At 74.9% G+C, this 25233-nt stretch carries 22 protein-coding genes; 8 read left to right on the forward strand and 14 right to left on the reverse strand.

Annotated features, from left to right (window positions below; all coding sequences use genetic code 11):
- The first annotated feature begins 61 nt into the window (after window positions 1-61).
- Genes CUD01_RS02955 through CUD01_RS02965 form a run of 3 tightly spaced genes read left to right on the forward strand, consistent with a single transcriptional unit; the run spans window position 62 to window position 4681 of the window.
- Window positions 62-1063: an AAA family ATPase gene (locus CUD01_RS02955; RefSeq protein WP_141318572.1), complete on the forward strand. Its 1002-nt coding sequence runs from the start codon at window positions 62-64 to the stop codon at window positions 1061-1063.
- 1 nt (window position 1064) lies between these two features.
- Window positions 1065-2315, forward strand: a complete 1251-nt coding sequence (locus CUD01_RS02960; RefSeq protein ID WP_141318574.1) for a DUF58 domain-containing protein — start codon at window positions 1065-1067, stop codon at window positions 2313-2315.
- A complete protein-coding gene (locus tag CUD01_RS02965) occupies window positions 2312-4681 on the forward strand; it encodes a transglutaminase domain-containing protein (RefSeq protein ID WP_141318576.1) in 2370 nt (789 codons plus the stop codon). Before CUD01_RS02960 ends, CUD01_RS02965 begins: the two co-directional genes overlap by 4 nt.
- A gap of 131 nt (window positions 4682-4812) precedes the next feature.
- On the opposite strand, the gene CUD01_RS02970 is transcribed toward CUD01_RS02965, so the two are convergent.
- Genes CUD01_RS02970 through CUD01_RS02980 form a run of 3 tightly spaced genes read right to left on the reverse strand, consistent with a single transcriptional unit; the run spans window position 4813 to window position 6977 of the window.
- Window positions 4813-5226: an SCO2097 family morphological protein gene (locus tag CUD01_RS02970; protein ID WP_094179814.1), complete on the reverse strand. Its 414-nt coding sequence runs from the start codon at window positions 5224-5226 to the stop codon at window positions 4813-4815.
- A 39-nt stretch (window positions 5227-5265) separates the two neighbouring features.
- Window positions 5266-6549 carry a DNA polymerase IV gene (locus tag CUD01_RS02975; RefSeq protein ID WP_141318578.1) on the reverse strand — a complete coding sequence of 428 codons (1284 nt, stop codon included), beginning with the start codon at window positions 6547-6549 and terminating at the stop codon, window positions 5266-5268.
- The gene (locus CUD01_RS02980) at window positions 6546-6977 is read right to left on the reverse strand and encodes an SAV_6107 family HEPN domain-containing protein (protein WP_094179812.1); all 432 of its coding nucleotides are present in this window, start codon (window positions 6975-6977) and stop codon (window positions 6546-6548) included. The genes CUD01_RS02975 and CUD01_RS02980 overlap by 4 nt, the downstream gene beginning before the upstream one ends.
- Before the next feature lie 106 nt (window positions 6978-7083).
- Here CUD01_RS02980 and CUD01_RS02985 point away from each other — a divergent pair, with 106 nt between their 5' ends.
- Window positions 7084-8004, forward strand: a complete 921-nt coding sequence (locus tag CUD01_RS02985) for a spermidine synthase (RefSeq protein WP_141318580.1) — start codon at window positions 7084-7086, stop codon at window positions 8002-8004.
- Window positions 8005-8152: 148 nt separating this feature from the next.
- Here the strand turns inward: CUD01_RS02985 and CUD01_RS02990 are convergent, their stop codons facing one another.
- The 5 genes from CUD01_RS02990 to CUD01_RS03010 form a co-directional block, all read right to left on the reverse strand.
- Window positions 8153-8356, reverse strand: a complete 204-nt coding sequence (locus CUD01_RS02990; RefSeq protein WP_094179810.1) for a cold-shock protein — start codon at window positions 8354-8356, stop codon at window positions 8153-8155.
- Window positions 8357-8673: 317 nt separating this feature from the next.
- A complete protein-coding gene (locus CUD01_RS02995) occupies window positions 8674-9609 on the reverse strand; it encodes a proteasome assembly chaperone family protein (protein ID WP_141318582.1) in 936 nt (311 codons plus the stop codon).
- Window positions 9610-9750: 141 nt separating this feature from the next.
- Window positions 9751-10185 carry a response regulator gene (locus CUD01_RS03000; protein ID WP_094179808.1) on the reverse strand — a complete coding sequence of 145 codons (435 nt, stop codon included), beginning with the start codon at window positions 10183-10185 and terminating at the stop codon, window positions 9751-9753.
- Between the two features lie 29 nt (window positions 10186-10214).
- Window positions 10215-11870 (reverse strand): sensor histidine kinase, encoded by a 1656-nt coding sequence (locus tag CUD01_RS03005; protein ID WP_244937624.1) that lies wholly within the window; start codon window positions 11868-11870, stop codon window positions 10215-10217.
- Window positions 11867-13045 (reverse strand): PP2C family protein-serine/threonine phosphatase, encoded by a 1179-nt coding sequence (locus tag CUD01_RS03010; protein WP_141318584.1) that lies wholly within the window; start codon window positions 13043-13045, stop codon window positions 11867-11869. The genes CUD01_RS03005 and CUD01_RS03010 overlap by 4 nt, the downstream gene beginning before the upstream one ends.
- A 221-nt stretch (window positions 13046-13266) precedes the next feature.
- On the opposite strand from CUD01_RS03010, the gene CUD01_RS03015 reads away from it, so the two are divergent.
- Together CUD01_RS03015 and serA are read left to right on the forward strand one after the other, a co-directional pair.
- Window positions 13267-15498, forward strand: coding sequence for a HelD family protein (locus CUD01_RS03015; RefSeq protein ID WP_141318586.1), 2232 nt, complete (start codon window positions 13267-13269; stop codon window positions 15496-15498).
- 97 nt (window positions 15499-15595) lie between these two features.
- Entirely contained in the window at window positions 15596-16795 is a 1200-nt protein-coding gene (gene serA / locus CUD01_RS03020) for a phosphoglycerate dehydrogenase (protein ID WP_094179805.1), read from the forward strand.
- A gap of 102 nt (window positions 16796-16897) precedes the next feature.
- On the opposite strand, the gene CUD01_RS03025 is transcribed toward serA, so the two are convergent.
- The 4 genes from CUD01_RS03025 to CUD01_RS03040 all read right to left on the reverse strand — a co-directional run bounded on the left by CUD01_RS03025 (window position 16898) and on the right by CUD01_RS03040 (window position 20448).
- A complete protein-coding gene (locus CUD01_RS03025) occupies window positions 16898-17086 on the reverse strand; it encodes a DUF5302 domain-containing protein (protein WP_141318588.1) in 189 nt (62 codons plus the stop codon).
- A 65-nt stretch (window positions 17087-17151) separates the two neighbouring features.
- On the reverse strand, window positions 17152-19161 hold the full coding sequence (locus CUD01_RS03030; RefSeq protein ID WP_141318590.1) for a S9 family peptidase: 2010 nt from the start codon (window positions 19159-19161) through the stop codon (window positions 17152-17154).
- A gap of 124 nt (window positions 19162-19285) precedes the next feature.
- A complete protein-coding gene (gene nrdR, locus CUD01_RS03035; protein WP_166772117.1) occupies window positions 19286-19921 on the reverse strand; it encodes a transcriptional regulator NrdR in 636 nt (211 codons plus the stop codon).
- Window positions 19922-20034: 113 nt separating this feature from the next.
- Complete coding sequence (locus tag CUD01_RS03040) at window positions 20035-20448, reverse strand: LysM peptidoglycan-binding domain-containing protein (RefSeq protein ID WP_166772116.1); 414 nt, start codon at window positions 20446-20448, stop codon at window positions 20035-20037.
- Window positions 20449-20919: 471 nt separating this feature from the next.
- On the opposite strand from CUD01_RS03040, the gene lexA reads away from it, so the two are divergent.
- Both lexA and CUD01_RS03050 read left to right on the forward strand, forming a co-directional pair.
- Entirely contained in the window at window positions 20920-21633 is a 714-nt protein-coding gene (gene lexA / locus CUD01_RS03045; RefSeq protein WP_208405522.1) for a transcriptional repressor LexA, read from the forward strand.
- Between the two features lie 5 nt (window positions 21634-21638).
- Complete coding sequence (locus tag CUD01_RS03050) at window positions 21639-21857, forward strand: hypothetical protein (protein ID WP_141318595.1); 219 nt, start codon at window positions 21639-21641, stop codon at window positions 21855-21857.
- Between the two features lie 64 nt (window positions 21858-21921).
- On the opposite strand, the gene CUD01_RS03055 is transcribed toward CUD01_RS03050, so the two are convergent.
- Both CUD01_RS03055 and CUD01_RS03060 read right to left on the reverse strand, forming a co-directional pair.
- Window positions 21922-22935: an L-lactate dehydrogenase gene (locus CUD01_RS03055; RefSeq protein ID WP_094179798.1), complete on the reverse strand. Its 1014-nt coding sequence runs from the start codon at window positions 22933-22935 to the stop codon at window positions 21922-21924.
- A gap of 90 nt (window positions 22936-23025) precedes the next feature.
- Entirely contained in the window at window positions 23026-25164 is a 2139-nt protein-coding gene (locus CUD01_RS03060; protein ID WP_141318596.1) for an ATP-dependent DNA helicase, read from the reverse strand.
- Window positions 25165-25233: the final 69 nt, after the last annotated feature.

The following is a 25233-nucleotide window of genomic DNA, read 5'->3' on the forward strand; positions in this document are numbered from 1 at the left end:
GAGTCGTCCCGCGACCGGCGAGCCGCACCGTAGGCTCGGACCCGACCGCAAGGAGGCGCCCATGCTGCAGTCCGTTCCCTCGTCCGACGAGCTCACCGACCTCGTCGGGACGACCGACCGGATGCGTTCCGCCATCGAGCACGTCGTGACGGGACGGCCCGAGCTCGTCCGCACCACGCTCGCCGTGCTGCTGGCCGAGGGGCACCTGCTCCTCGAGGACGTGCCCGGGGTGGGCAAGACCACGCTCGCCAAGGCCCTGGCCCGGACGATCGACTGCACCGTCGGACGCATCCAGTTCACGCCCGACCTCATGCCGAGCGACCTCACGGGCGTCAACATCTTCCGGGCGCAGACCAACGAGTTCGAGTTCCGGCCCGGCCCGGTCTTCGCGCACGTCGTCATCGGCGACGAGATCAACCGCGCATCGCCCAAGACGCAGTCCGCGCTGCTCGAGTGCATGCAGGAGGGCCAGGCCACCGTCGACGGCCGCACCTACCGCCTGCCGCGGCCCTTCTTCGTCGTCGCGACGCAGAACCCCGTCGAGATGGAGGGGACCTACCCGCTCCCCGAGGCGCAGCGCGACCGGTTCATGGCGCGCCTCACGGTCGGGTACCCGAGCGTCGAGGCCGAGCTCGCCATGCTCGACCAGCAGGAGGCGTCCGACCCGCTCGCCGGCCTCAAGCCCGTCACCGACGCGGAGCACGTCGCCCGGCTCGTCGACGTCACGCGTCGGCTGTACGCGTCGGCCGCCGTCAAGCGGTACGTCGTCGACCTCGTCGGCGCCACGCGCGAGGAGCCCGGGCTCCGCCTCGGCGCGTCGCCGCGCGCCGCGATCCAGCTCCTGCGCGCCGCCAAGGGGCTCGCGGCGATCGACGGCCGTGACCACGTGCTCCCCGACGACGTGCAGCAGCTCGCGCCGTCCGTGCTCGCCCACCGGCTCCTGCCCAGCACCGAGTCCCGGCTGTCCGGACGGTCGACCGAGTCGATCGTCGAGGGCCTCGTCGCGCGCGTCGCGGTGCCGACCGCCGACGTCGCGGGCGTGGGCGCGCGGCGCGCGGTCTGACATGCGGCTGCAGCCCACGCTGCGCGGCTGGGCGCTCGGCGCGACCGGTCTGGTCCTCGTCCTGCTCGGGATCGGCGCCGGGTCGCGCGACCTCGTCCGCATCGGCGCGGTCGCGCTCGTCGTCGTCGCGGCGGCCGCCGGGCTCGTCGCCTGGCTCGACGCGGGCGGCACGCGGCGCCCCCTGGGCGTGCGGCGCGTGGTGACGCCCAACCCGGTGCACGCGGGCGAGCGCGTCGGCGTCGAGGTCCACATCACCTCCTCGGACCCGTCGGGACGCGCCCGGCTGGCGGGGCTGAAGTTCGCCGAGCAGGCCGCCACCGAGCTGTCCGCGGGACGCCCGCTGCGCGCCCGGGTGCACCGCTCCCCCGGCTCGGTCGTCGTGTCCTACGGCGTGCAGACGGCACGCCGCGGACGGTGGCCGCTCGGACCGCTCGTCGTGACCAGGACCGACCTGTTCGGCACCCCCGCGAGCACCACCACGCTCGGCGAGCAGGCCGAGGTCACCGTGTGGCCGACGGTCGTCCCGCTGCCGGCGCCGACCGACGTGCTCGTCGGCGAGCCCGACCGCGTCGCGCTCGGCGCCCGCTCCCCGTCGACCGACGACGCGTCCCTGCGCGACTACCGCGAGGGCGACGACCTGCGCCGCGTGCACTGGCGCAGCAGCGCGCGCCGCGGCGAGCTGCTCGTGCGGTCCGACGAGCGCGCCGGGATGCGCCCCGTGTCCGTCCTGCTCGACCTGCCGTACCGCGGCACGCACCTCGAGTGGACGATCTCGCTCGCGGCGTCCATCGCGCTCGCGATGCTCGACGCGGGCCACCCCGTGCGCCTCCTCGACGGCGTCGGCGCGCACAGCACCACGACCGGCGTGCCGTTCCTGCACACGCGGCACGACGGCGCGCGCGCCGCGCTGCTCGACCGCACGGTCGACCTCGAGGCGCCGCGCACCTCCAACGAGGCTCAGGCGCGGCTCGTCGCGGGGGCGCACCTGCTCGAGAGCACCGAGGCCGGGGGCGAGATCGTCCTCGGCGTGCTCGGGCCGCTCGGCGCCGGCGCCCGCAGCGCCCTCGCGCACGTCGCGGACACGGCGCAGGGCTGGGCCGTCGTGCGCAGCGACCCGCAACAGACCGGCGGGCAGCGCGACGCGCGAGCGACCGTCGACGCGCTGCAGCGCGCCGGGTGGCGCGCGTGCGAGGCCGCCCCCGGCGAACCCCTGCCCGACTGCTGGCTGCGACTGCTCGGGAGCGCGCGATGAGCCCCCTGCACACGACCCCGCCGCGCGGGTGGCGCGCCGTCGCCACCACCGCCCTGTGCGTGCTCGGGACGATCGCGTCCCTGCACGCGCTCACCAACCTGCTCGGCACCGTGCCGTGGCGCGGGCCCGTCGTCCTGCTCCTGCTCGTCACCGCCGCAGCGGTCGCCGTCGTGCGGTCCGTGACCCGCACCGTGTGGGTCCCGACCGTGGTCGGGCTCGTCGTCGCCACCGTCGCCGTGCTGCTGCGCTACGGGGCACCGCCCGGACGCCTGCAGCTCGTGCCCGACCTCTCGTCGTGGGAGCGCACCAGCGCCCTGTGGTCGCAGGGTGTGCACCTCGTCGAGGTCGCGGTCGTCCCCGTCGACGTCGTGCGACCGCTCGAGCTGCTGCTCGCGGTCGGCGCGCTGCTCGTGTTCCTCGCGGCCGACCTGCTCGCCGTCGGCCTCGCGATGCCCGCGCTCGCCGGCGTCGCGTTCGCCGCGATGTGGACCCCGACGATCGTGCTCGAGTTCCCCGGCCGCGGCTCCGCGATCCTCTGGACCGGCCTGGTCTACCTGCTCCTGCTCGCCCTGAGCGTCGCGCCCCAGCAGACCCGCGCCGACAACGCCCGGCGCGCGGGGCGGGCGACCGCCTCCGCGGTCGCGGTCGTCGCCGTCGCGCTCGTCGCAGGCCCCGTGCTCGCCGCCCTGCCCGGCTGGTCGGCGTGGGGGCTGCCGCAGTTCGGCTCCGGCGCGGGCGGCCCCGTCGACCTCGCGGCCGACCTCGACGTGCGCGCGAGCCTCGGCGGACGCACCGACCGGGCCGTGCTGCTCTACCAGGTCCACGCGCCGGGCCAGGACGACGACGCACCCGCCCCCACGCCGAGCACCACCGCCGCGCCCGCCGTCAACGCGAACTCCGTCGGCCCGCTGCGCGCCATGACGCTCCTGTCCTTCGACGGACGCTCGTGGCACGCCGACTCCGACTCCGGCCGGTCGCTCGAGATCGGGGCGCTGCCCGGCCTGCTCTCCCCCGACCCGGACCGCCTCGGCACCGAGCCGGACGCCGAGCGCGGGACCCTCGCCGTCGTCGATGTGGAGGTCGGCGCGCTCGAGGACGACCAGCTGCCCATCCCGGTCTTCCCGCGGACGCTCATGATCGACGGTGACTGGACGTACGACCCCGTGCGCGACCAGGTCGACGGGTCGGGCGACACGTACGAGGGCCAGCAGTTCTCCATGGTCGTCGAGATCCCGTCCCTCACCGCCGACGACCTCGCCGACGCCCGCGTGGGCGACCCGGGCGACCCACGCGCTCTCGAGGTGCCCACGAGCTCCCACGCCGGGGACATCCGCGACCTCGCCGTCGAGCTGACCCGCGAGGCCGACACGCCCTACGAGTCCGCGATGGCCCTGCAGTCGTACCTGCGCTCCGCGGCGAACTTCACGTACGACACCCGCGTCGCCCCCGCCCGGACCGACGACGCCGTCTGGGACTTCCTGGAGTCCCGTCAGGGTTACTGCGTGCAGTTCGCGACCGCGATGACCGTGATGGCCCGCTCGATCGGCATCCCCGCGCGCGTCGGCGTCGGGTTCCTGCCCGGCTCCTCCGACGACGGCACCTACGTCATCACCGGTCAGCAGTCGCACGCGTGGCCCGAGCTGTACTTCGAGGGCCACGGCTGGGTGCGGTTCGAGCCGACGCCCGCCATCCAGACCGGCGCGCCGCCGCCGTGGAGCGACCCGCTCCTCAACGCGGGTGGCGGCGCCCGTCCCACGCAGGAGGCGCTGCCCACCGCCCAGCCCGGTCCCGCCGCGACCGGCCAGGCCACCGCCGCACCGCGCACCGGGAGCGCCACGCAGGACGACACCTGGGTCCCCGTCGCCGTGACCGTCGCCGTCGTCCTCGCGCTCGCCGCGCTGGTCGTCACGCTCATCACCCGGCGACGCGCGCGCGTGCTCGCCGACCTCACCCCCGAGCAGGCCTGGGCGCGGCTGCGACGCTCGCTCGGACGGTTCGGGGTCCGCTGGTCCGCCGCGACCACACCGCGCTCCGCCGTGGCGTCCGTGCAGCGCCAGGTCTCCGCGCTCGCCGGGCAGCCGCTCGGCGACGACGCGCTCGCGGCGCTCCATGAGCTCGCGCACGCGCTCGAGCTCTCGCGCTACGCCCCCCAGCCGCCGGTGGCGACCCCCGGTGCTGCGGCCGGGGACGTCGAGCGGGTCCTGGCCGGTGTGCGTGCGGCCGGCGTGACCCGCTCCGGCGCGGTCGCGCACACCGTGCGCTCCCTCCCCGGTGCCGCCTGGCTACTCCGGCGACGCGTGCGGCACTCGCGCGCGGCACAGCGACCGGCCGAGCGCGCCGAGGCGCACACCGGTTGGGGCGACTGACACCGCGCGTCCGCTGACACTGCGGAGCGCCCGCCTCCGGGTCACCGGGGGCGGGCGCTCATGCCCGTCGGTCCGCCGACTCCCAGACGTCCCGAGGGCCGTGAAGAGTGCGGGAAGGAGGTGCGCCGGGTTCAGAGGCCGCCGTGCTCGCCGCGGCGGCGGTCCCAGCGGTCCTCCATGCGTGCCATGAAGCCCTGCCCCTTGGGCCGGCGCCCCTGCGACTGCTTGTGTCCCGACGCCTTGCGCACGGAGCCGTCGTCGGCGACGACCCCGGTGGGCCCCGAGGCGCGGTGCGGGCGCGCGAACGCGTACGCGACCGCCGCGAACATGACGATGAAGCCGAGCACGCCGAGGAGGGGCAGGCTCCCGGCAGCGCCGATGACGAGCAGCAGGAGCCCGAGGGCCGCACCGATCCCGGCCACGACGTAGCGCCCCACGGCCCGCCGACCGCGCTGGGTGAGCGTGTTCGCCAGGCGTGGGTCGTCGGACGCGAGCTGGCGCTCCATCTGCTCCAGGACGCGCTGCTCGTACTCAGAGAGAGGCATCCCGACCCCCGATGGTCTGTGTCGACGAACGTGTCGGGTTCAGGATAGATCCGCCACCTGGAAGGTGGTAGTCGAGCGGTCGGTGGACGGCGCGTCGAGAGCCGCCCCGGAGCGGATCGCGAGCGTCCCGAACCGGTCCCGCACCTCGTCCATCGCGCGCTCGGCCTCCCGCCGCGCCTGCGCCGGACCTGGGCCCTCCCCGGCGACGTCGTCGAGCGTCGGCTGAAGCGCCGCCTCGGCGACCGCGGACAGCGAGTCGACCCGCACACCCACCAGCCGTACGGGCAGTCCCCGCAGGTCCACGCCCGCCAGGAGCGTGCGCGCGGCGAGGTAGATCTCGCGTCCGACGTCCGTGGGGGTCGCGAGCGTGCGCGAGCGTGTGAGCGTACGGAAGTCCGACGTGCGGACCTTCACGGTCACCGTCCGCCCGACCAGCCCGCGCTGCCGCAGGCGACGCGCACACCTGTCGGAGAGGTCCAACGCCTTCGCCTGGACGACCCCGAGATCGTGCTCGTCCGTGACGAACGTCTCCTCCGAGCCGATCGACTTCTCCTCGCGTCCCGGCTGGACCGGCCTCGGGTCCCGGCCCCACGCGAGGTCGTGCAGGTGTGCCCCGGCGACCTTGCCGATCGCCCGCTGCACCGTCGCGACGTCGCAGTCCGCGAGCTCCGCGACCGTCGTGATCCCCCACCGCGCGAGCGCCGACTCGGTGCGCTCGCCGACGCCCCAGAGCGCACCGACGGGGAGCTCGCGCAGGAAGGCGACGGTCGCGGCCTTGGGGACGAGCAGGACGCCGTCGGGCTTGGCGTGCCCCGACGCGAGCTTGGCGACGAACTTGGTCGCCGCGATGCCGACCGAGCACGTGATCCCGTAACGCCGGTGCACGGTCTCGCGCACGGCTGCGGCGATCTGCGTCGGCGGGCCGAGCCGGCGCCGCGCGCCGGAGACGTCGAGGAACGCCTCGTCGACGCTCACCTGCTCCACGAGCGCCGTGACGTCCGACAGCACCTCCATCACGCCGACCGACACCTCGTGGTAGGCCCGGTGGTCGGGTGGCACGACCACGGCCTTCGGGCACAGCCGCAGCGCGGCCGTCATCGGCATCGCCGAGTGGACGCCGTACGCCCGTGCCTCGTACGTCGCGGCGAGCACCACGCCACGCGCGGCGCCGCCCACGATCACGGGTCGGCCGCGCAACTGGGGTCTACGGGCGAGCTCGACCGACGCGAAGAACGCGTCCATGTCGACGTGCAGGACCGAGCACCCGTCCTCGCTCGACCCCCAGTCGCGCCGGACGTGCTCCGCGCGCGGACCGCGGCTCATGACGCCCGCACGGCGAGCATCCGAGGACCGGTGCCGATCTCGGCCTCCGCGTCCTCCGCGAGCACGAGCTCGCGCGCGGCGTCGACGAGGTCCTCCGCGGCGCACAGCGTCCGCTCCGCGCGCTCGTCGTCCACGAGGTCGAACCGGCCGGCGTCGACCGCGGAGCGCAGCGCCGCACCGTCGGCGAAGAACTGCGCGAGCGGGGCGAGCTCCGGGGCCACCCGGGTGAGCATCCCCCAGACGGTCCGCGGCGCGCCGCGCCCGGACGGGGTGCCCCGCCGCGCGAGGACCGCCGCACCGGCACGCAGACCGGCGAGGTGCGCGTGACCGAGCCGCTCCCACGGCTCGGTCGAGTACTGGGCGGCGAGCAGCTCGGCGTCGGCACGCCCCAGCAGCTCCTGAGCGCGTCCGCTGTGGATCACCGCCATGCCCGCCACCTCATCTCTCACCGCCCACCTGTGGAACCAGTATCGAACGCCTGTTCGAGTCCCGTCAACCCCGGCGGTCGCGGTCCGCCCGCCTAGAGTCGGCACCATGCCCGACCGAGCACGACGCCCAGGCTCCCACCGACCTCCGACACCCCGTCCGCTGCCCGGACGCGGTCGCGGCCGCCAGGGTGCCCGCACGCTGCGCGAGACCTGGCCGGTCGGGCCCGTCGAGATCCCCACGGGCACCGTCGAGGTCGTGCCGGACCCGGACCACGCGGCGGGGGCCACGCTGCTCGTCAACGGCGTGCCGAGCTCCTACGTCGACCTCGACGACCCCGGCGTGCTGGCGTTCGAGTACATGCAGCAGATGGCGCTCGTGGTCGACGCGCTGCGCCCCGGCGAGCCGCTCGACGTCGTGCACCTCGGCGCCGCGGGCTGCGCGCTCGCGCGCGCCATCGACTGGACGCGGCCGGGCTCGCGCCAGGTCGCGGTCGAGCTCGACGCGCGTCTGCCGGAGCTCGTGCGCACCTGGTTCGGGCTGCCGCGCTCCCCCGCGCTGCGCATCCGCGCGGGGGACGCACGCGCCCAGCTCGCGCTGCTGGGCGGCGCCTCGGCCGACGTCGTCGTGCGCGACGTGTTCGCGGGCGACACGACACCGGCGCACGTCACGACCGTCGAGATGGTCCGAGACGTGGCGCGGGTCCTGCGTCCCGGTGGCGCCTACCTCGTCAACTGCGCCGACGGTGCCGACCTCGTCCGCGCACGCGGCGAGGCGGCGACCCTCACCGAGGTGTTCGCCGACGTCGTGGCGATCGCGGAGCCCGCGCTGCTGCGCGGACGGGGGTACGGCAACGTCGTGCTGGCCGCGAGCGACGACCCCGACCTGCTGGCCGTCGCCGGGCTGGCGCGCGCGGTCCGCAGCCTCCCGGCCCCCGCGCGCCTGCTGCGCGGCGACGAGCTGCGCGCGCTGGTCGGGGACGCGGCCGTGCTCCGGGACCCACCACCGGACCCGCAGGACGCCGCCTGACGAGCACCGGGCGGGCGGCGAGGGCGCACCCGCTCCGCGGACCCGCTCGGGGGACCTGGCCGAAAGGACCCGTGCGGAGGACGACGAAGGGGCCGCCGTGACGGCGGCCCCTTCGCGGAGTCGTGCACGCGCCAGGGCGCGGCGGCACTCAGAGGGGGCGGACCTCCTCGGCCTGCGGACCCTTCTGGCCCTGCGTGATCTCGAACTCGACGCGCTGACCCTCCTCGAGGGAGCGGTAGCCCTGCGACTGGATCGCGGAGTAGTGGACGAAGACGTCGGCGCCGCCGCCGTCCTGGGCGATGAACCCGTAGCCCTTCTCAGCGTTGAACCACTTGACAGCACCCTGTGCCATGTCTTGCTTCCTTGTCGTTCCACTCGGTGACGCGTGCGGACCTGCTCCGCACGCGCTGCCGCAATGCCTCACGTCCTGCACCGGGTGGGCCAGCCTCGCGGCTGGTGGGACACCCGCTCCCGAGCCGGGCAGACCCCGGGGAGCGAGGGCACCGGTCAAGCGATCACGCCACTGCAACGGCCCGATCCTTGCACCGGGGATGTGTGCTGCGCCACGCCTGGAAGCGCCCGTCCGCCCACGATTCGACAACGATTGGGTAAACACCCGGGGCACGCTGGTCCTATCGGGTGACCAGGCGTGCCGCGCGTCGGGCTCCCTCAGTCGGTCGTGTCGTCGCGCTGCTGCGCCAGGAAGCGCTCGAACTCGGCGCCCAGCTCGTCGGCCGTCGGCAGGTCCGACGCCTGCGCCAGCAGGCTCGTGCGGCCCGCGCTGCGGCTGAAGGCGTCGTACTGCTCCTCGAGCGCGGACACCAGCTGGCGCACCTCGTCGGACTGCTCCACCTGACGCTCGATCTCGAGGGTCGCGTCGGTCGCGGCCGCCTCCAGCTCGCCCGTCCGCAGGTCGAGGCCGGTCGCGCGCTCCACGGCGCGCAGCCCCGCGATGGTCGCCTGCGGGTACTGCGACTGCGCCAGGTAGTGCGGCACGTGCACCGCGAAGCCCACCGCGTCGTGACCGGCCTGCCCGAGCCGGTACTCGAGCAGTGCTCCCGCGCTCGCCGGGACCTGGACGGTGCCGAACCAGGACGGGTGGTCCACGACGAGCTCGTCGCGCGTCGCGTGGGCGGTGAACGACACGGGCCGCGTGTGCGGCAGACCCATGGGGATGCCGTGCAGCCCGACGGTGAGGGGCACGTCGAAGCGCTCGACGAGCTCGCGCACCGCCGCCACGTACCGCTCCCACTGCACGTCCGGCTCGTGGCCGTGCAGGAGCAGGAACGGCACGCCCTCGGCGTCGCGCACCAGGTCGACGACGAGCTCGGGCTCGGCGTACGCCGACCACGTGCTCGCGTCGAACGTCATCATGGGGCGGCGCGAGCGGTAGTCGACGAGCTGGTCGGTGTCGAACGTCGCGAGCCGCGTGTGCGCGAGCTCCTCGACCAGGTGCTCGACCGCGAGCTGCCCGGCGGCGCCCGCGTCGACGAACCCGCGCACCGCGTGCACGAGCACGGGGCCCGAACCCTGCGCCAGGGAGCGGGCGCGGACCTCGGCAGCGACCGCCGGGTCCACCTGGTAGATCTCGCTGGGGTCCAGCATCGTCGTGGGCGCTCCTGTCGTCCTGAGGTCTGCCGGCCGTCGGCCGGACGTCTGCGCACCTCAACGCGTGCGCCCCGGCGAGGATTCCCACCGGGGCGCACGACGAGACCGCGCCCGCGGGGCGCGCGGCGTCAGGAGCGGTCAGTGCTGGGGCAGCCGCACGACCTCGACGAAGAACTCGTCGATCTGCCGGACGACGGTGATGAACGCGTCGAAGTCGACCGGCTTGGTGACGTAGGCGTTCGCGTGCAGCGCGTACGACCGCACGACGTCCTCCTCGGCCTCCGACGTCGTGAGCACGACGACCGGGATCGCCCGCAGCCGCTCGTCGGCCTTGAGGGCCTGCAGGACCTCGCGCCCGTCCATGCGCGGCAGGTTGAGGTCGAGCAGGACCAGGTCCGGCGTGGGCGCGTCCGCGTGCTCGCCCTCCTTGCGCAGGTAGGCGAGCGCGCTGACGCCGTCGGCCATGACGGTCAGGGTGTTGCGCACCTTGTTGTGCTCGAAGGCCTCGCGCGTCATGAGCACGTCGCCGGGGTCGTCCTCGACGAGCAGGACGTCGATGGTCTTGCGTGGCATCAGGTGCTCCGTTCGGGGCCGGTGTTGTGTCAGGTCTCGTCGGCGGCGGGTGCTGCGGACTGTGCCGAGTCGGGCGGCGCGGTCTCGACCAGCTCCCCCGGACGGTTGTGCGGGAGGGTCCAGCACACGCGCGTCCCGATGCCGGAGGCCGGCTGGTCGATCCAGATCCGCCCGCCGTGGAACTCGACGATCTTCTTGCACAGCGCCAACCCGATCCCGGTGCCCTCGTAGACGTCCTTGGCGTGCAGCCGCTGGAAGATCACGAAGACGCGCTCGGCGTACGGCGGGTCGATGCCGATGCCGTCATCCTCGCACGCCAGCTCCCACCCCTCGTCCGTCTCGCGCGCGTAGACGTGCACGCGCGCGGGACGGCCCGGGTGGCGGAACTTGACCGAGTTCGCGACGAGGTTGGCGAACAGCTGGACCAGCAGCGGCTCCTCACCGACGACGACGGGCAGCGGGTCGTGCGTGACGACCGCGCCGGCGTCCGTGATCGCCTCCGACTGCTGCTCGACCGCCTCGGCGAGGGCCGTGGTGAGGTCCACCTCGGTGAGCTCCTTGCCGACCCGCCCCACGCGCGAGAACCCGAGCAGGTCCTGGATGAGCCGCTGCATGCGCTTGGCACCGTCGACGGCGAACTCGATGTACTGGTCGGCGCGCTCGTCGAGCTTGCCGCCGTAGCGCTTCTGCAGCAGCTGCGTGAAGCTCGCGACCTTGCGCAGCGGCTCCTGCAGGTCGTGCGAGGCGACGTAGGCGAACTGCTCCAGGTCGCGGTTCGAGCGGCGCAGCTCCTCGGCCTGGGTCGCGAGCTGCGCGTGCGCGAGCTCGACCTCACGCTGCGCGTCCCGCGTCCGGCCCATCTCGTCGACGAGAGTCGTGCGCATCTGCTCGACGTCGGCGGCCAGCGTGGCGACCTCGCCCGGTCCGCGCACCGTCACGGGGTGGAGCAGGTCCCCCGACGCGACCGCGCGCGCGTCCGCGCCGACGACCTCGAGCGGCTCGATCACCCAGCGTCGCAGCGCGATCCACGTCCCCACGCCCAGCACGACGATCGTCCCGACCAGCACGGGAACCACGAGCGTCGCGAGGCGCGTCCAGGTGGTGAGCTCGTCCGCGACGTCGGCGCGCAGCCCCCGCAGCTCGTCGACGAACGCGACGGCGGCCGCCCGGACCTCGTCGAACCGTGCACGTCCCTGCACGACCTGCGCGTCCTTCACCGACTCCGGGCCACGTGCCTCGATCTGCGCGACCAGGGGTGCGGCGTAGTCGTCGTACCAGGCCTGCGCGAGGTCCTGGGCGCGCTGCGCGGCCGCGGTCGTACCCGGGTCCTCGCGCACGCGCGCCACGTCCCGCGCGATGTCGACGAAGCCGATCGGCCGCTCGCTCGCGGCCTCGTACGGGTCGAGGAACCGCCGCTCGCCCGTGAGCGCGAACCCGCGCAGGCCCGTCTCGGCGTCGATGAGCGCGATGTACGCGGTGTCGGTCTCGGTGATCGCGTCGAACAGGTCCCGCGTGACGATCTCCTGGCGCTGCACCTGCTGGGAGTACGCGACCGCGGCGAGCGCGACGACGAGCACGAGCAGCACGCCGACGACCGAGAACCACCCCCGCAGCCGTTCGCGCAGCGTCTGCTCTCCCCGCGAGCCGGCGGAAGCGGTCGCCGCGGCGGCGAGCGCGGGGCTCACGCGTGCCACCCCACGACGACGACGGCGGCGTCGTCGACGAGGTCGCCGCCGTGCGCGGCGCGCACGCCCTCGATCACCCGGTCGACCAGCGCCGGTCCGTCCGGCTCCCGCGCGCACGCGGCGAGCGACTCGTCCACGACCGCCAGCAGGCCGGCCTTGCCGATCCGGTCGGACGAGCCCGCGAGCGTCGCCTCCATCAACCCGTCGGTGTGCAGCAGGATCCCCCAGTCGTCGCCGAGCTCGAGCCGCAGCGGCTCCCAGCCTCCCCTGACCGGGATGCCCAGCGCACGGCCGCGGCGCGCGCCGCTCACCATCGTCGAGGGCGGCCCGAGCAGGAACGGCACGGGGTGCCCCGCGAGGTACACGTCGGCGGCGGCGCGGTCCGCGTCGACCGCGACCATCGCGAACGTCGTGAAGATCTCGGGCGACGGGCGCTCCGACTCGAGCACCCGCTCGAGGAGGCCCAGCAGCTCCCGCGTGGGCACCTCGGCGAGCACGAGCGTGCGCCACGCGGTGCGCAGCGTGGCGCCGAGCGCGGCCTCGTCGGGCCCGTGCCCGCACACGTCGCCGACGATGGCCAGCACGGTGCCGTCGGGGCGGGCCACCGCGTCGTAGAAGTCACCGCCGAGCACACCGTCGCGACCCGCGCGGTATCCGACGGCCAGCTCGATCGTCCCGTCGGGCACGGCGGGCCGCGGCAGCAGCGCCTGCTCGAGGCGCGTCGTCTCCTGCTCCCGCACGACGCTGCGGTACAGGGCACGGTCGGCGTCCTCGAGCCGACGACGCGCGATCGCGTAGCGCACCGACCGGACGAGCCGCTCGCCGTCGACGTCGCTCTTGTCGAGGTAGTCCTGGGCGCCCGCGGCGACCGCGGCGACGCCGGCGTGCGCGTCGGCCAGCCCGGTGAGCACGACGACGGCCGGCGCGCCCGCCGCGAGCAGCCGCTCGAGCGCCGGGAGCCCGGCCGCGTCCGGCAGGCCGAGGTCGAGCAGCACGCAGTCGACGTCGAGCATGGTGACGGCCTCGTCGAGCGTGCGCGCGCGCCGCAGGTCGGCGTCGAGCCCGGCGTCCGCGAGGTGCTCGGTGGCGAGAACCCAGTCGCCCTCGTCGTCCTCGACCACGAGCACGCGCAGCGGCCCGGGCTCCGCGCCCGCGGGGGCGTCCACCTCGATCACGGCTGTCTCCTTCCTCGGCCCTGCGCAGCGTACGGGGCGTACCGCGACCGCGCAGGTCAGCAGGTCGGGTGGGTGGGGCGGGGACGCCAGGTCCGTGGCGTGCGGGTGGAACGGCGGCGCGCTCGTCGCGGACGGCGCTGTCCAGGTGGAACAATGGACGGCCCTCGTCCGGCGCCGACGCCCGCCCGGACAGGTCCACCCACTGCCAGGAGGACGCGCGCGTGACGACCACGGACGACGAGATCGCCCTCGAGCAGCGACAGGTCGACGTCGTCTACGGGCGGCTCGACGAGCTGCGCGCGCAGACCCGGGCGCGGCTCGCGGCGGTGCGCCGCCAGGGGCCGTCCGGCTCGCCGCAGAACCGCAGCGAGCGCGACGCGTTCGCGACGCTCTACGAGGACCGCGTCGCACAGCTCGAGGCGGTCGAGGAGCGGCTCGTGTTCGGCCGGCTCGACCTCGACGACGACTCGACGCGCTACGTCGGGCGCATCGGTCTCACGGACCCCGAGCAGACGCCCCTGCTGACCGACTGGCGCGCGCCCGCCGCGCGGGCCTTCTACCGCGCCACCGCCGCGCACCCCGACGGCGTGCGGCGGCGCCGGCACGTGGTCACGCGCGGACGGACCGTCACCGGCGTCGAGGACGAGGTGCTCGACCTCGACCTGCTCGACGGTGACCCCGACGCGCTCGCCGGCCTGTCCGGGGAGGGCGCGCTGCTCGCCGGGCTGCGCGCGGGCCGCACGGGCCGCATGGGCGACATCGTCTCGACCATCCAGTCGGAGCAGGACGCGATCATCCGCTCGGAGCTCACCGGCGCGCTCGTCGTGCAGGGCGGCCCGGGCACCGGCAAGACGGCAGTGGCGCTGCACCGCGCCGCGTACCTGCTCTACGCGCACCGGCGCGTGCTCGAGCGCTCGGGCGTGCTCCTGGTCGGACCGTCGCGCACGTTCCTGCGGTACATCGACCAGGTCCTGCCGTCGCTCGGCGAGACCGGTGTGGTCACCACGACGATCTCCGACCTCGTCCCGGGTGTCGTCGCGAGCGGCACCGAGCCCGACGAGGTCGCGGCGGTCAAGGGGCGCGCGGTGATGGCGCAGGTCATCGCGCGTGCGGTGCGGGACCGTCAGCGCGTCCCCGCCGGGCCGACGAGCGTGCGCCTCGACGGCCGCACAGTCGTCGTGCGTCCGTCGGACGTGAGCCAGGCGATCGCCCGCGCGCGGCGCCTGCACCGCCCGCACAACCTCGCGCGCGTCGCGTTCGTGCGCGACATGCTCGGCCGGCTCGCGTCGCAGTACGTCGAGCAGCTCGCGTTCGAGGTGCCCGCCGACGAACGCGGGGAGATCCTCGAGGAGCTGCGCACCACGCGCGAGATCCGCATCGCGCTCAACCTCGCGTGGATGCCGCTGACGCCGCAGAAACTGCTGGCCGACCTGTACGCCAAGCCGTGGCGGCTCGAGTCCGCCGCTGCGCAGCTCTCGCCGCGCGAGCGCGCGCTGCTCGCGCGCGACGCCGACGCCCCCTGGACCCCGGCGGACGTCCCGCTGCTCGACGAGGCCGCGGAGCTGCTCGGCGAGGACGACCAGGCCGCGCGGGCGCAGGCGCGAGCGGCCGCCGACGCGCGCCAGCGAGAGGTCGCCTACGCCCGGCAGGTGCTCGAGCAGACCGGCGGTGGCGCGTTCGTCTCCGCCGAGCTGCTCGCCGACCGGTTCGCGTCGGGCGGTCCCGCGCTGACGACCGCCGAGCGGGCTGCCGCCGACCGCTCGTGGACGTACGGGCACGTCGTCGTCGACGAGGCCCAGGAGCTGTCCGCGATGGCGTGGCGCGCGCTGCTGCGCCGCGTGCCGACCCGCTCGCTGACGATCGTCGGCGACGTCGCGCAGACGTCGTCCGCCGCGGGCGCCCGACGCTGGGCCTCGATGCTCGACCCGGTGCTGCGCGGCTCGTGGCGCCAGGCGGAGCTCACGGTCAACTACCGCACGCCCGCGCAGGTCGCGGACACCGCGGGCCGGGTCGCGGACGCCGCCGGGCTGGCCCGCTCGCCGCTCACGTCGGCGCGTGAGGTCCCCGACGCGCTCGAGGTGTCGAAGGTCGCTCCCGACGAGCTGACCGACGCCGCGGTCACGGCGGCCGCGACGGCGTCCCGGACGGTGCACGACGAGTCGGGCGCGGGGCGCGTGGCGGTCGTCGCGGCGCCCGGGCGTGTCGCGGCCCTGCGTGCCGCGGGCGCGGACGCGGGCCTGGCGCTGCCGGCCGCCGGGACGGGGCTCGACCTCGACGCGCCGGTCGTCGTCCTCGACCCGCGCGAGGCCAAGGGGCTCGAGTTCGACGTCGTCGTGCTGGTCGAGCCCGCGGAGGTGCTCGAGCAGTCGGCGGGCGACCTCTACGTCGCGATGACACGCCCGACGCGCGCGCTGCACGTGGTGCACTCGCGAGACCTCCCCGCGGGATTCTGAGCGGCCGTCGCACGGGACCGGGCCCGGACGTGGGTCCGAGGTGTCCGCGAGTCGGACGGCGACGCGCCCAGCACCCGGACAGGCGCACGATGTGCCCGTGCCCAAGGCCCTTCTTCTCGAGAACCTCCACCCGCAGGCCCGCACCATCCTGGAGTCGGCCGGCTTCGACGTGACGACGCGGACCGGCGCGCTCGACGAGTCCGAGCTCGTCGACGCGCTGCAGGGCGTCGAGCTGCTCGGCATCCGATCCAAGACGCAGGTCACCGCTGACGTCCTCGCGCAGGCGCACGACCTCGTCGCCGTCGGCGCCTACTGCATCGGCACCAACCAGATCGACCTGCGCGCCGCCGCGTCCCTCGGCATCGCGACGTTCAACGCGCCGTTCTCCAACACGCGCTCGGTCGTCGAGATCGCGATCGCCGACATCATCGCGCTCACGCGCCGCCTCACCGTCTTCGACAAGGAGATGCACGAGGGCGTCTGGAACAAGTCCGCCACCGGGGCCCACGAGGTCCGCGGCCGCACGCTCGGCATCATCGGCTACGGCAACATCGGCACGCAGCTGTCGGTGCTCGCGGAGAACCTCGGCATGTCCGTCGTCTTCTACGACACCGCCGAGAAGCTCGCGCTCGGCAACGCACGCCGCGCGTCCTCGCTCGACGAGCTGCTCGAGACCGCCGACGTCGTGACGCTCCACGTCGACGGCCGGCCCGGCAACGCCGGCTTCTTCGGCGCCGCGCAGATCGCCCGCATGCGGCCCGGCGCGATCCTGCTGAACCTGTCCCGCGGCTTCGTCGTCGACCCCGCCGCGGTGCGCGACGCGATCGTGTCCGGCCACCTCGCCGGCGCCGCGATCGACGTGTTCCCCGTCGAGCCCAAGCGCAAGGGCGATCCGTTCGACTCCGAGCTGCTCGGCCTGCCGAACGTCATCCTCACCCCGCACACGGGCGGGTCGACCGAGGAGGCACAGGAGGCGATCGGCCAGTTCGTCTCGAACAAGGTCCGCGACTACCTCGCCACCGGCTCGACCACCCTGTCGGTGAACCTGCCGAACGTCGCGCTCGACCAGCCGCCCGGCGTGCACCGCCTCGCGTACCTGCACCGCAACGTCCCCGGCGTGCTCGCCAAGGTCAACGCGACCCTCGCCGAGCACGGCGTGAACATCGAGGGCCAGCTCCTCGCGACCCGCGGCGACCTCGGCTACGTGGTCACCGACGCGGGCTCGCCCGTCGACGACTCGCTCGTGACCGCGCTGCGCGCGCAGCCCGAGGCGATCCGCCTGCGTCTGCTGTCCTGAGCGCACCGCGCTACCGTCGCCCGGCGGCGCGGGCACGCACGGAGCAAGGCCCCGACCGGACACCCGGTCGGGGCCTTGCTCGTCGTTCGCTGCGGGTCGCCGTCAGGCGGAGCCGGACTTGCGCTGGAACCGGCGCTGGGCCGGGCCCGTCGTCTCGGACCCGTGCACCGCGCCCGTGTTCGACTGCCCGTCCGCCGTGCGGTGCGCGGCACCCTTCTTGCGCTCCAGCGCCTCGCGGAACTTGGCCTTCGCGTCCTCGCTCACGGCCGCCTTCGTGTCGTCGTGCGCCATCGGCACCTCCTCGTCGTCGAAGCCCCAGCGTGACGGACTCGTCGCGCCGGTGCCAACTCCATACCTCAGGCCACGTCCCGCGACCGCGAGCCGACCGGCAGCCAGCGGTCCCACCAGCGCAGCACGTGCTCGAACCGGGCGACGCGGTGCGACGGCCGGCCCGAGCGCGTGAGCTCGTGCCCCTCGCCCGGGAACAGCAGCAGCTCGCTCGGCACCCCGCGGCGGCGCAGCTCGACGAACCAGCGCTGCCCCTGCTCCACCGGGCAGCGCCAGTCCTGCTCGGAGTGCACGACGAGCGTGGGCGTGGCGACCTCGCCGACCCGCGCCATGGGCGACTGCGCGGCGACGAGCTCCGCCTCCGTCGCCGGGTCGCCGAGGCACTCCAGCCCGAAGAACCAGCCGATGTCGCTCGAGCCCGTGAAGCTCACCGGATCCAGGAAGCCGCGCTCCACGATCGCGGCCGCGAACCGCTGCGTGCGCGTCGTGAGCCACGCCGTGAGGTACCCGCCGTACGAGCCGCCCATCACGCCCGTGCGCTGCGGGTCGAGCCGCGGATCCGTGAGCGCCTCGTCGAGCAGCGCTAGCACGTCGTCCGCGTCGACCGTCCCGAACGCGCGTCGGATCGCCCGGCCGTGCGCCCGGCCCCGGCCCGACGAGCCGCGCGGGTTGCCGTGCACCACGGCGTAGCCCGCCTCGGCGAGCGTCTGCACCTCGTCGAACAGCGCGTGCGTGTACTGCGCGAACGGGCCGCCGTGGATCAGCAGGATCGTGGGGTGCGGACCCGCGCCGTAGCGGTCCGGGTCGGGTGTCGTGAGCCACCCCTCGACGCGGTACCCGTCGGGCGCGTGCGCGACGAGCGGCTCGGACACCCGCACACGGCCCGTCGCCCGCAGCGGCGCCGACCAGTCGGTCAGGGCCCGGCCCGTGTCGACGAGCACGACGTCCCCCGCGGAGTCCGGCGTCGCACGGACCGCGACGACCGCGCCGCCCGCCGCTGCTGCCGCGCCGACGACGACCGCGCCGTCGAGGAGGTCCCTCGACCCGCCGTCGGACCCCACGAGCGTCAGGTGCACGGCACCCGAGCGCAGCGGTGCGACGAGCACGCCGTCGCCGACCGGGACCAGCACACCCGGGTCGAGGTCCACCTCGTCGGGGTCGGTGACGCGCCGCGGAGAACCGGCGGGCCGGCCCTCGGCGGTCAGCGGCAGCTCGAACAGACCCGTGAGCGCCGCGACGAAGTCACGCCCGGACTCCCCCACGTCCTCGGCGAGCAGCCACACCCGCGCGCCGTCGGGCGCCGGGACCGCGCGGGACAGCGACAGGCTCGCGCCCGCGTCGGCGTCCGTGAGCGGCACGACCTGCGCGTCGCCCGACACGCCCGTCAGGTCCTCCGGCACGAGCAGCGCCACCGCGTCGCGGCGCAGGTCCTGCTCACGCGTGCCGTGCCGGCGCAGCAGCACCGCGACGGCACGGCCGTCCGGGAACCAGTGCGGCAGGTCCACGTCGTCGTCGGCGCAGGTCAGTGCGTACGACGCCGGGACGGGGACGGTGGAGCCCGAGGCATCCGGCACCTCGAGGACGAACACCTGGCGGACGCGGTCACGCAGGTGCCCGAGCCCGTCGGCACGGTTGCGCAGCTGCGTGATCAGCCGGGGCCGCTCGGCACCCGCGTCACCGTCCGCTGCGTACCGGCCCTCGTCCGGCACGCGCGCGACGTAGGCGATGCGCCGGCCGTCGGGCGAGAACCGCGGCTGGCCCGCCCCCAGAGGCTGGTCGGTGACCCGGAACGGCTCTCCCCCGCTCGTCTCGACCACGTACAGCTGCGGCTTGTCGCCCGTGGTGGACCGCACGAACACGACCCAACGACCGTCGGGTGACACGTCAGGCGCGGAGTCCGCGTGGCCGCGCGTGAGGACGCGCGGCGCCGAGCCGTCGAGCGGCACCAGCCAGAGGCCACCGCGGTACTCGTCCGCCTCCTCGTCGGGCTGCGAGAGAGCGACGACGGCCGCCGACCCGTCGGGGACGAGGGCGACGGATCCGGGCGTGCGCAGGTGGAACAGGTCGTGAGGGAGCATGGCTCGACCGTAACCCGCGGCCGACGGCCCCCCGGCACGTGCCCCACCGACCCGGGCCGACGAGCAGCCCGCGCCGGACCGCTGTCGTCCCTCGCAGCAGCTCCTCGGCGTGAGCCGGGACCGGTCAGCCGGCTCCGCCCGCTCCGGGAGCCGACCCGGCCGACTGCGCTCCGGAGCCCGCGACTGCGGCGGGTGCCTCGGTGCCGCCTGCTGCGGTGTCGGCTGCGGCGGTGTCGGCTGCCGCGGTGTCGGGCGTCGCGACGCCCGGCGCTGCTGCGTCCGCAGCCTCGTCACGAGCGCCCCGGTCGCGGTCGTCACGCTCCGCCCGGAGCACGGTGATCGCGGCCTCGAAGTCCTCGAGCGAGTCGAACGCCTGGTAGACGCTGGCGAACCGCAGGTAGGCGACCTCGTCGAGCTCGCGCAGCGGCCCGAGGATCGCCAGGCCGATCTCGTAGGCGTCGATCTCCGCGGACCCGGACGAGCGCAGCGTCTCCTCGACCTTCTGGGCGAGCAGCGCGAGATCGTCCTCGCTCACCGGCCGGCCCTGGCATGCCTTGCGCACGCCCCCGGCGATCTTGTCCCGGCTGAACGGCTCCGTGGCACCCGAGCGCTTCACGACCGACAGGCTCGTCGTCTCCACCGTGGTGAACCGGCGGTTGCACGACGGGCACTGACGGCGACGGCGGATCGACGCGCCGTCGTCCGAGGTGCGGGAGTCGACCACCCGGGAGTCCGGGTGCCGGCAGAACGGGCAGTGCACCCTGGAGCCTCCTGCTGCATCGCTGTCGTCGGGCCGCGCTCGCGCGCGTCGCCCACGCGACGGTAGGCCACGCCTCCCCCTGCCGCAAGGCAGTGACCCGCGAGGGCCGCGGCTCAGCCGCGCGGGACGACGAGCTCCTGACCGGCGTCGACGTGCGTGCCCGACATGCCGTTGACCCGGACCAGCTCGCGGACCTGGTGCTGCACCGACTCGCCCGCCGCACGAGAGGAGGCGGCGATGTCCCACAGCGTGTCCCCGGTGCGCACGACGTAGCGCTCGACCGTCGCGTCCGAGGTGGCACCCGCCGCGGCGTGCGACCCCAGCACGAACGCCATGCCGGACAGGGCGAGCGCGAGGACCGTGACGACCGCACGCCCGCGGCGCGTCAGCCGCAGCGGCGCCTCGCCCGCGGAGCGGCCCGCCGTCGGCGCGGCCAGAGCCGCTGCACGGTCGCGGGAGGCCCGTGCCGGACGACCTGCTCGACGACCCGCACCGATCATGTCGGGTCCGATCACCATCGCGCTCATCGCTCTCCCTCTCCCTGACATCCGTCCACCGCGCCACGCGTCCGGCCGATCGTGCCGCCGGTGCGCCTGCCGCGACTCCCGCGCCTCGTACGCGCGTTCGTCATACACGTGTTCGTCGTACGTCTGTACGAAGTTCTACCAGAGGCCTGCGACACGCGTCCAGAGATGTCGAACAGATGTTTGATATCGCCCGTCCACCTGCGTAGGCTTCCTGCCGAGGAACAGCGCACCACCGACCACTGACATCCCCCGCGACGAGGCCGTGGACCAGGGCCTTCACCGCCGGGGACGCCATCCGGCGGTGCGCACCGGGCGGCGGACCGACGACGCCCCGGAGAGGCCGGCCGACGGCGGTCGGTGGCAGGGCGGACTGGAGGGGTGGACGTGACGGACCAGCGAACCGAGGACGTGACCGGGCAGCAGCCCACCGGGGGCGACGCCACCGGCGGCTCCGTCGGCGGCGAGGGACGGCTGGGTACGGTGCACGAGCTGCCCGAGACCCCCCCGGGCCCGGACGGTCTGACGGCGCGTCAGCGCCTGGTCCTGCAGACGATCCGCGTCTCGGTCGAGACGCGCGGCTACCCGCCGAGCATGCGCGAGATCGGCGAGGCTGTCGGGCTGACGAGCCCGTCCAGCGTGAAGCACCAGCTCACGGCGCTCGAGCGCAAGGGCTACCTGCGGCGTGACCCCAAGCGCCCGCGGGCGATCGAGGTCGTGCACCCGGACGACTCGCGCGGCGTCCCGCAGTGGGGCGGCCAGGACGCCCCCTCGCAGGTGTCGCTCGGGGACGGGGGCGAGGAGCAGCTCTCGGCACCCGCGTACGTCCCGCTCGTCGGGAGGATCGCCGCCGGCGGCCCGATCCTCGCCGAGCAGGTGGTCGAGGACGTGTTCCCCCTGCCGCGCCAGCTGGTCGGTGAGGGCGAGCTGTTCATGCTCAAGGTCAGCGGCGACTCGATGGTCGACGCGGCGATCTGCGACGGCGACTGGGTGGTCGTGCGGCGTCAGCCCGTCGCGGAGAACGGCGAGATCGTCGCGGCGATGATCGACGGCGAGGCGACCGTCAAGACCCTGCGACGCGCGGACGGGCACGTGTGGCTCCTGCCCCACAACGCCGCCTACGCCCCCATCCCGGGCGACGACGCCACGATCCTCGGTCGCGTCGTCAGCGTGCTGCGGAGCCTGTGAACGCCGTGCCCGGCCGACTGCCCGACCCGCCACCGGGGCTCGGTCGCCGCCTGGCGCAGCGGCTCGCCCGCCCGTCCGACGACGAGCGCACGAACAGCGCGCGCACGGACGAGACGAACGACGCCAGCAGCACGGGCCGCACCGACAGCACCGGCAGCACCGAAAGCACCGACGAGGCAGCCGTCGCCGACGACCGCTGGGAGGACCGCACCTGGTCCGAGTGAGGCGCCACGACGACGGACGACGGCCCGCCCCCGCATCTCCCGGGCGGCGGGCCGTCGTCGTCCGTCAGAAGCCGAAGCGCCGGGCGACGTCCCGCACGGCCTGGGCGGAGGAGCGCAGGCCGGAGAGCTCGTCGACGGACATGGGCACCGGCAGGCGGTCGAGCACCCCGGGCGAGCCGACGATGGACGGCACGGACAGGCAGACGTCGTCGATGCCGTAGTACCCGGTCAGGAGCGAGGAGACGGGCAGGACCCGGCGCTCGTCCTTGAGGATCGCCTCGATGATGCGCGACCCGGCGAGCGCGACCGCGTAGTTCGTCGCACCCTTGCCCTCGATGATCCGGTAGGCGGACTCGACGACCTCGCGCGCGATCTCGTCGCGCACCGCGCTGGTGAGCGGCCCCTCGCCCTCGATGCCCTGCCACTCGAGGAGCGGGATCGCACCGATCGACGCCGAGCTCCACAGGGGCAGCTCGGAGTCGCCGTGCTCACCGGCGATGTACGCGTGCACGTTCTGCACGGCGACTCCGGTGTGCTTCGCGATGAGGTACCGCAGCCGGGAGGAGTCCAGCACGGTCCCGGACCCGAACAGCTGCGTGGGCGGCAGGCCGGAGATCTTGAGCGACGCGTAGGTCACGACGTCGACGGGGTTCGTCACCATCACGTAGACCGCGTTCGGCGCGACCTCGACGAGCGAGGGCAGGACCTTCCTGACGAGCCCGATGGTGGCCTCCGCGAGGTCCAGGCGCGTCTGGCCGGGCTTCTGCTTGGCGCCCGCGGTGAAGACGACCACGTCCGCGTCCGCGCAGACCGCGATGTCGTCGGACCCGACGACCTCGGCCATGGACATGAACTGGATGCCGTGGCCCAGGTCGAGCGCCTCGGCCTCGACCTTCGCCTTGTTGATGTCGAAGAGCGCGACGGTGCGCGCGGCGCCGCGCATCAGCGTCGCGTAGGCCATGGTCGAGCCGACGGCGCCGGCGCCGACGATCGCGACCTTCGACGTCCGCCGGTGGCTCGGGGCGCCGGAGAGGCTGGGCTCCTCGTCGGCGAGGCTCTCGGCGATCTGCTCGGACATCGTGGCGCCTCCTGGCATGGCGGTGGACGGGGGTGACGGGCCCATGACCTGCGCGTCCGCGCGCGGGGCCGTCCCTGGCAGGCTACCGGCTCAGGAGTCCCGCAGGCGCGTCAGCGCGGCGAGCGCGACGTCCCGGTCGGTCGTGCGCCAGAACGCCGGCATGGACCGGGCGAGGAACTCGCCGTACCGGGCGGTGGCGAGCCGCGGGTCCAGGACGGCGACCACGCCCTTGTCCTGCGGTCCGCGGACCAGGCGACCCGCGCCCTGAGCGAGGAGCAGCGCAGCGTGCGTCGCGGAGACGGCCATGAACCCGTTGCCCCCGGACCGGGCGACGACGTCGGCACGGGCGGAGCGAACGGGGTCGTCGGGACGGGGGAACGGGATCCGGTCGATGATCACGAGCCGGCACGCCCGGCCGGGGACGTCGACGCCCTGCCAGAGCGCGAGCGTCCCGAACAGGCAGGTCGGCTCGTCGGCGGCGAACCGTGCGACGAGGGTGGGCAGCTGGTCGTCGCCCTGCAGCAGCACGGGCACGTCGAGCCGCTCGCGCATCGCCTCGGCGGCGGCGTTCGCCGCCCGGCGCGACGAGAACAGGCCGAGGGTCGCGCCGCCGGACGCGCGCACGAGCGCCTCGATCTCGTCGAGCTGCGCGTCGGTCGCGGGCTCGCGGCCGGGTGGCGGCAGGCGCCGGGCCACGTAGCAGATCCCCTGCCGCGGGTAGTCGAACGGGCTCCCGACGTCGAGGCCGCGCCAGCGCACCGGTCCCGTCGCGTCGGCGGGTGCGGGGTCGGCGCCGGGCACGCTCGTCGGTCCGACCGGTTCTGCGTCGGGCCGCAGCTCCAGACCGACCGACCGCGCCATCGGGTCGAACGACCCGCCGAGCGCGAGGGTCGCGGACGTGAGCACCGCGGTGCGTCCGGCGAGCAGCTGCGTGCGGATGAGCCCGTTGACGGACAACGGTGCCGCGAGCAGGCGCGTGGTGGTCGCGCCCGAGCGGTCCTCGCCGCGTGCGCACCACATCACGGTCCGGGCGAGGTCCTCGGGAGTGCCGGTCATGCGCTCGGCGGTCTCGAACAGGGTGAGGACCGCGGACTGGGCGACCTTGCGCCCGCCGTCCGCGGGCGCGCCGCCTGCGCTCCCGCCGGCCTCGGGCCGCAGCAGGGACAGCAGCGTGCGGGCCGCGTCCCGCACCGCCGCGACCGCGTCGTGCACCGCGGGTGGCAGCCCGTCGCTGAACCGCCCCTCGGGCAACGGGACGATCGCGCCCGCGAGCGCCTCCCCCGCGGCCTCGAGGTCGCTGCCGGGGACGCCGCCGTGGCGGCGCGCGACGCGGGCGGCGTGCTGCACGACGGGCAGCGAGAGCTCCGCGGTGGCCTGCGCGGTCACCCGGTCGGCGAGCTCGTGCGCCTCGTCGACGACGAGCACCTCGTGGTCCGGGAGGACGTGCGGGGAGCCGGACGCTGCGATGCCGAGCATCGCGTGGTTCGTCACGACGACGTCGGCCTCGCGAGCGGACGCCCGCGCGCGCTCCGGGAAGCACTCGTCGAGCTTGGGGCACGCGGACCCGATGCACTCGAGCGACGTGACGGACACCTGCCGCCACGCGCGGTCGGTGACGCCGGGGACCAGGTCGTCGCGGTCGCCGGTGTCGGTCTCCTGCGCCCACTCCCGCAGCCGCACGACCTGCTGGCCGAGGCTCGCGGGCGCCGCCTCCCCCGCGTCGGGGTGCTCCGCGGCGCCGGCGCGCTCGGGGAGGTCGAACAGCGCGCCCTGGTCGTCCGCGGGGTACCCGCCCTCGACCTTGTGCAGGCACAGGTAGTTGTGCCAGCCCTTGAGCAGGGCGATGTGCGGGCGGCGGGGCAGGTGCGGGGCGAGCGCGTCCGCGACGAGCGGCAGGTCGCGGGTGAGGACCTGGCGCTGCAGGGCGAGCGTCGCGGTGGACACGACGACGCGCTCGTCGGCGTGCACGGCGTGCCGGACGGCGGGCACGAGGTACCCGAGCGACTTCCCGGTGCCGGTGCCCGCCTGCACCAGCAGGTGCTCGCCCGAGTCGAGGGACTGTGCGACGGCCCGCGCCATGAGGTGCTGACCGTCACGCCTGGCGCCCCCGAGGACGCCGACCGCGACGTCCAGGAGCTCGTCGACCGCCCGGTCGCGCTCGGCCGAGCGGGCGCCGGTCTCCTCCGCGGTGTCGCCGTCAGGAGCGGCGGCGGGCGACGGAGACGGCATCGGGCCAGCCTAGTGGGAAGCCCGGACCACCCCACCGGTCGGTGGGGTGGGCGGCCGGTGGGGTGGGCG

This window comes from Cellulomonas uda, assembly GCF_006538705.1.
Taxonomy (GTDB): Bacteria; Actinomycetota; Actinomycetes; order Actinomycetales; family Cellulomonadaceae; genus Cellulomonas; species Cellulomonas uda.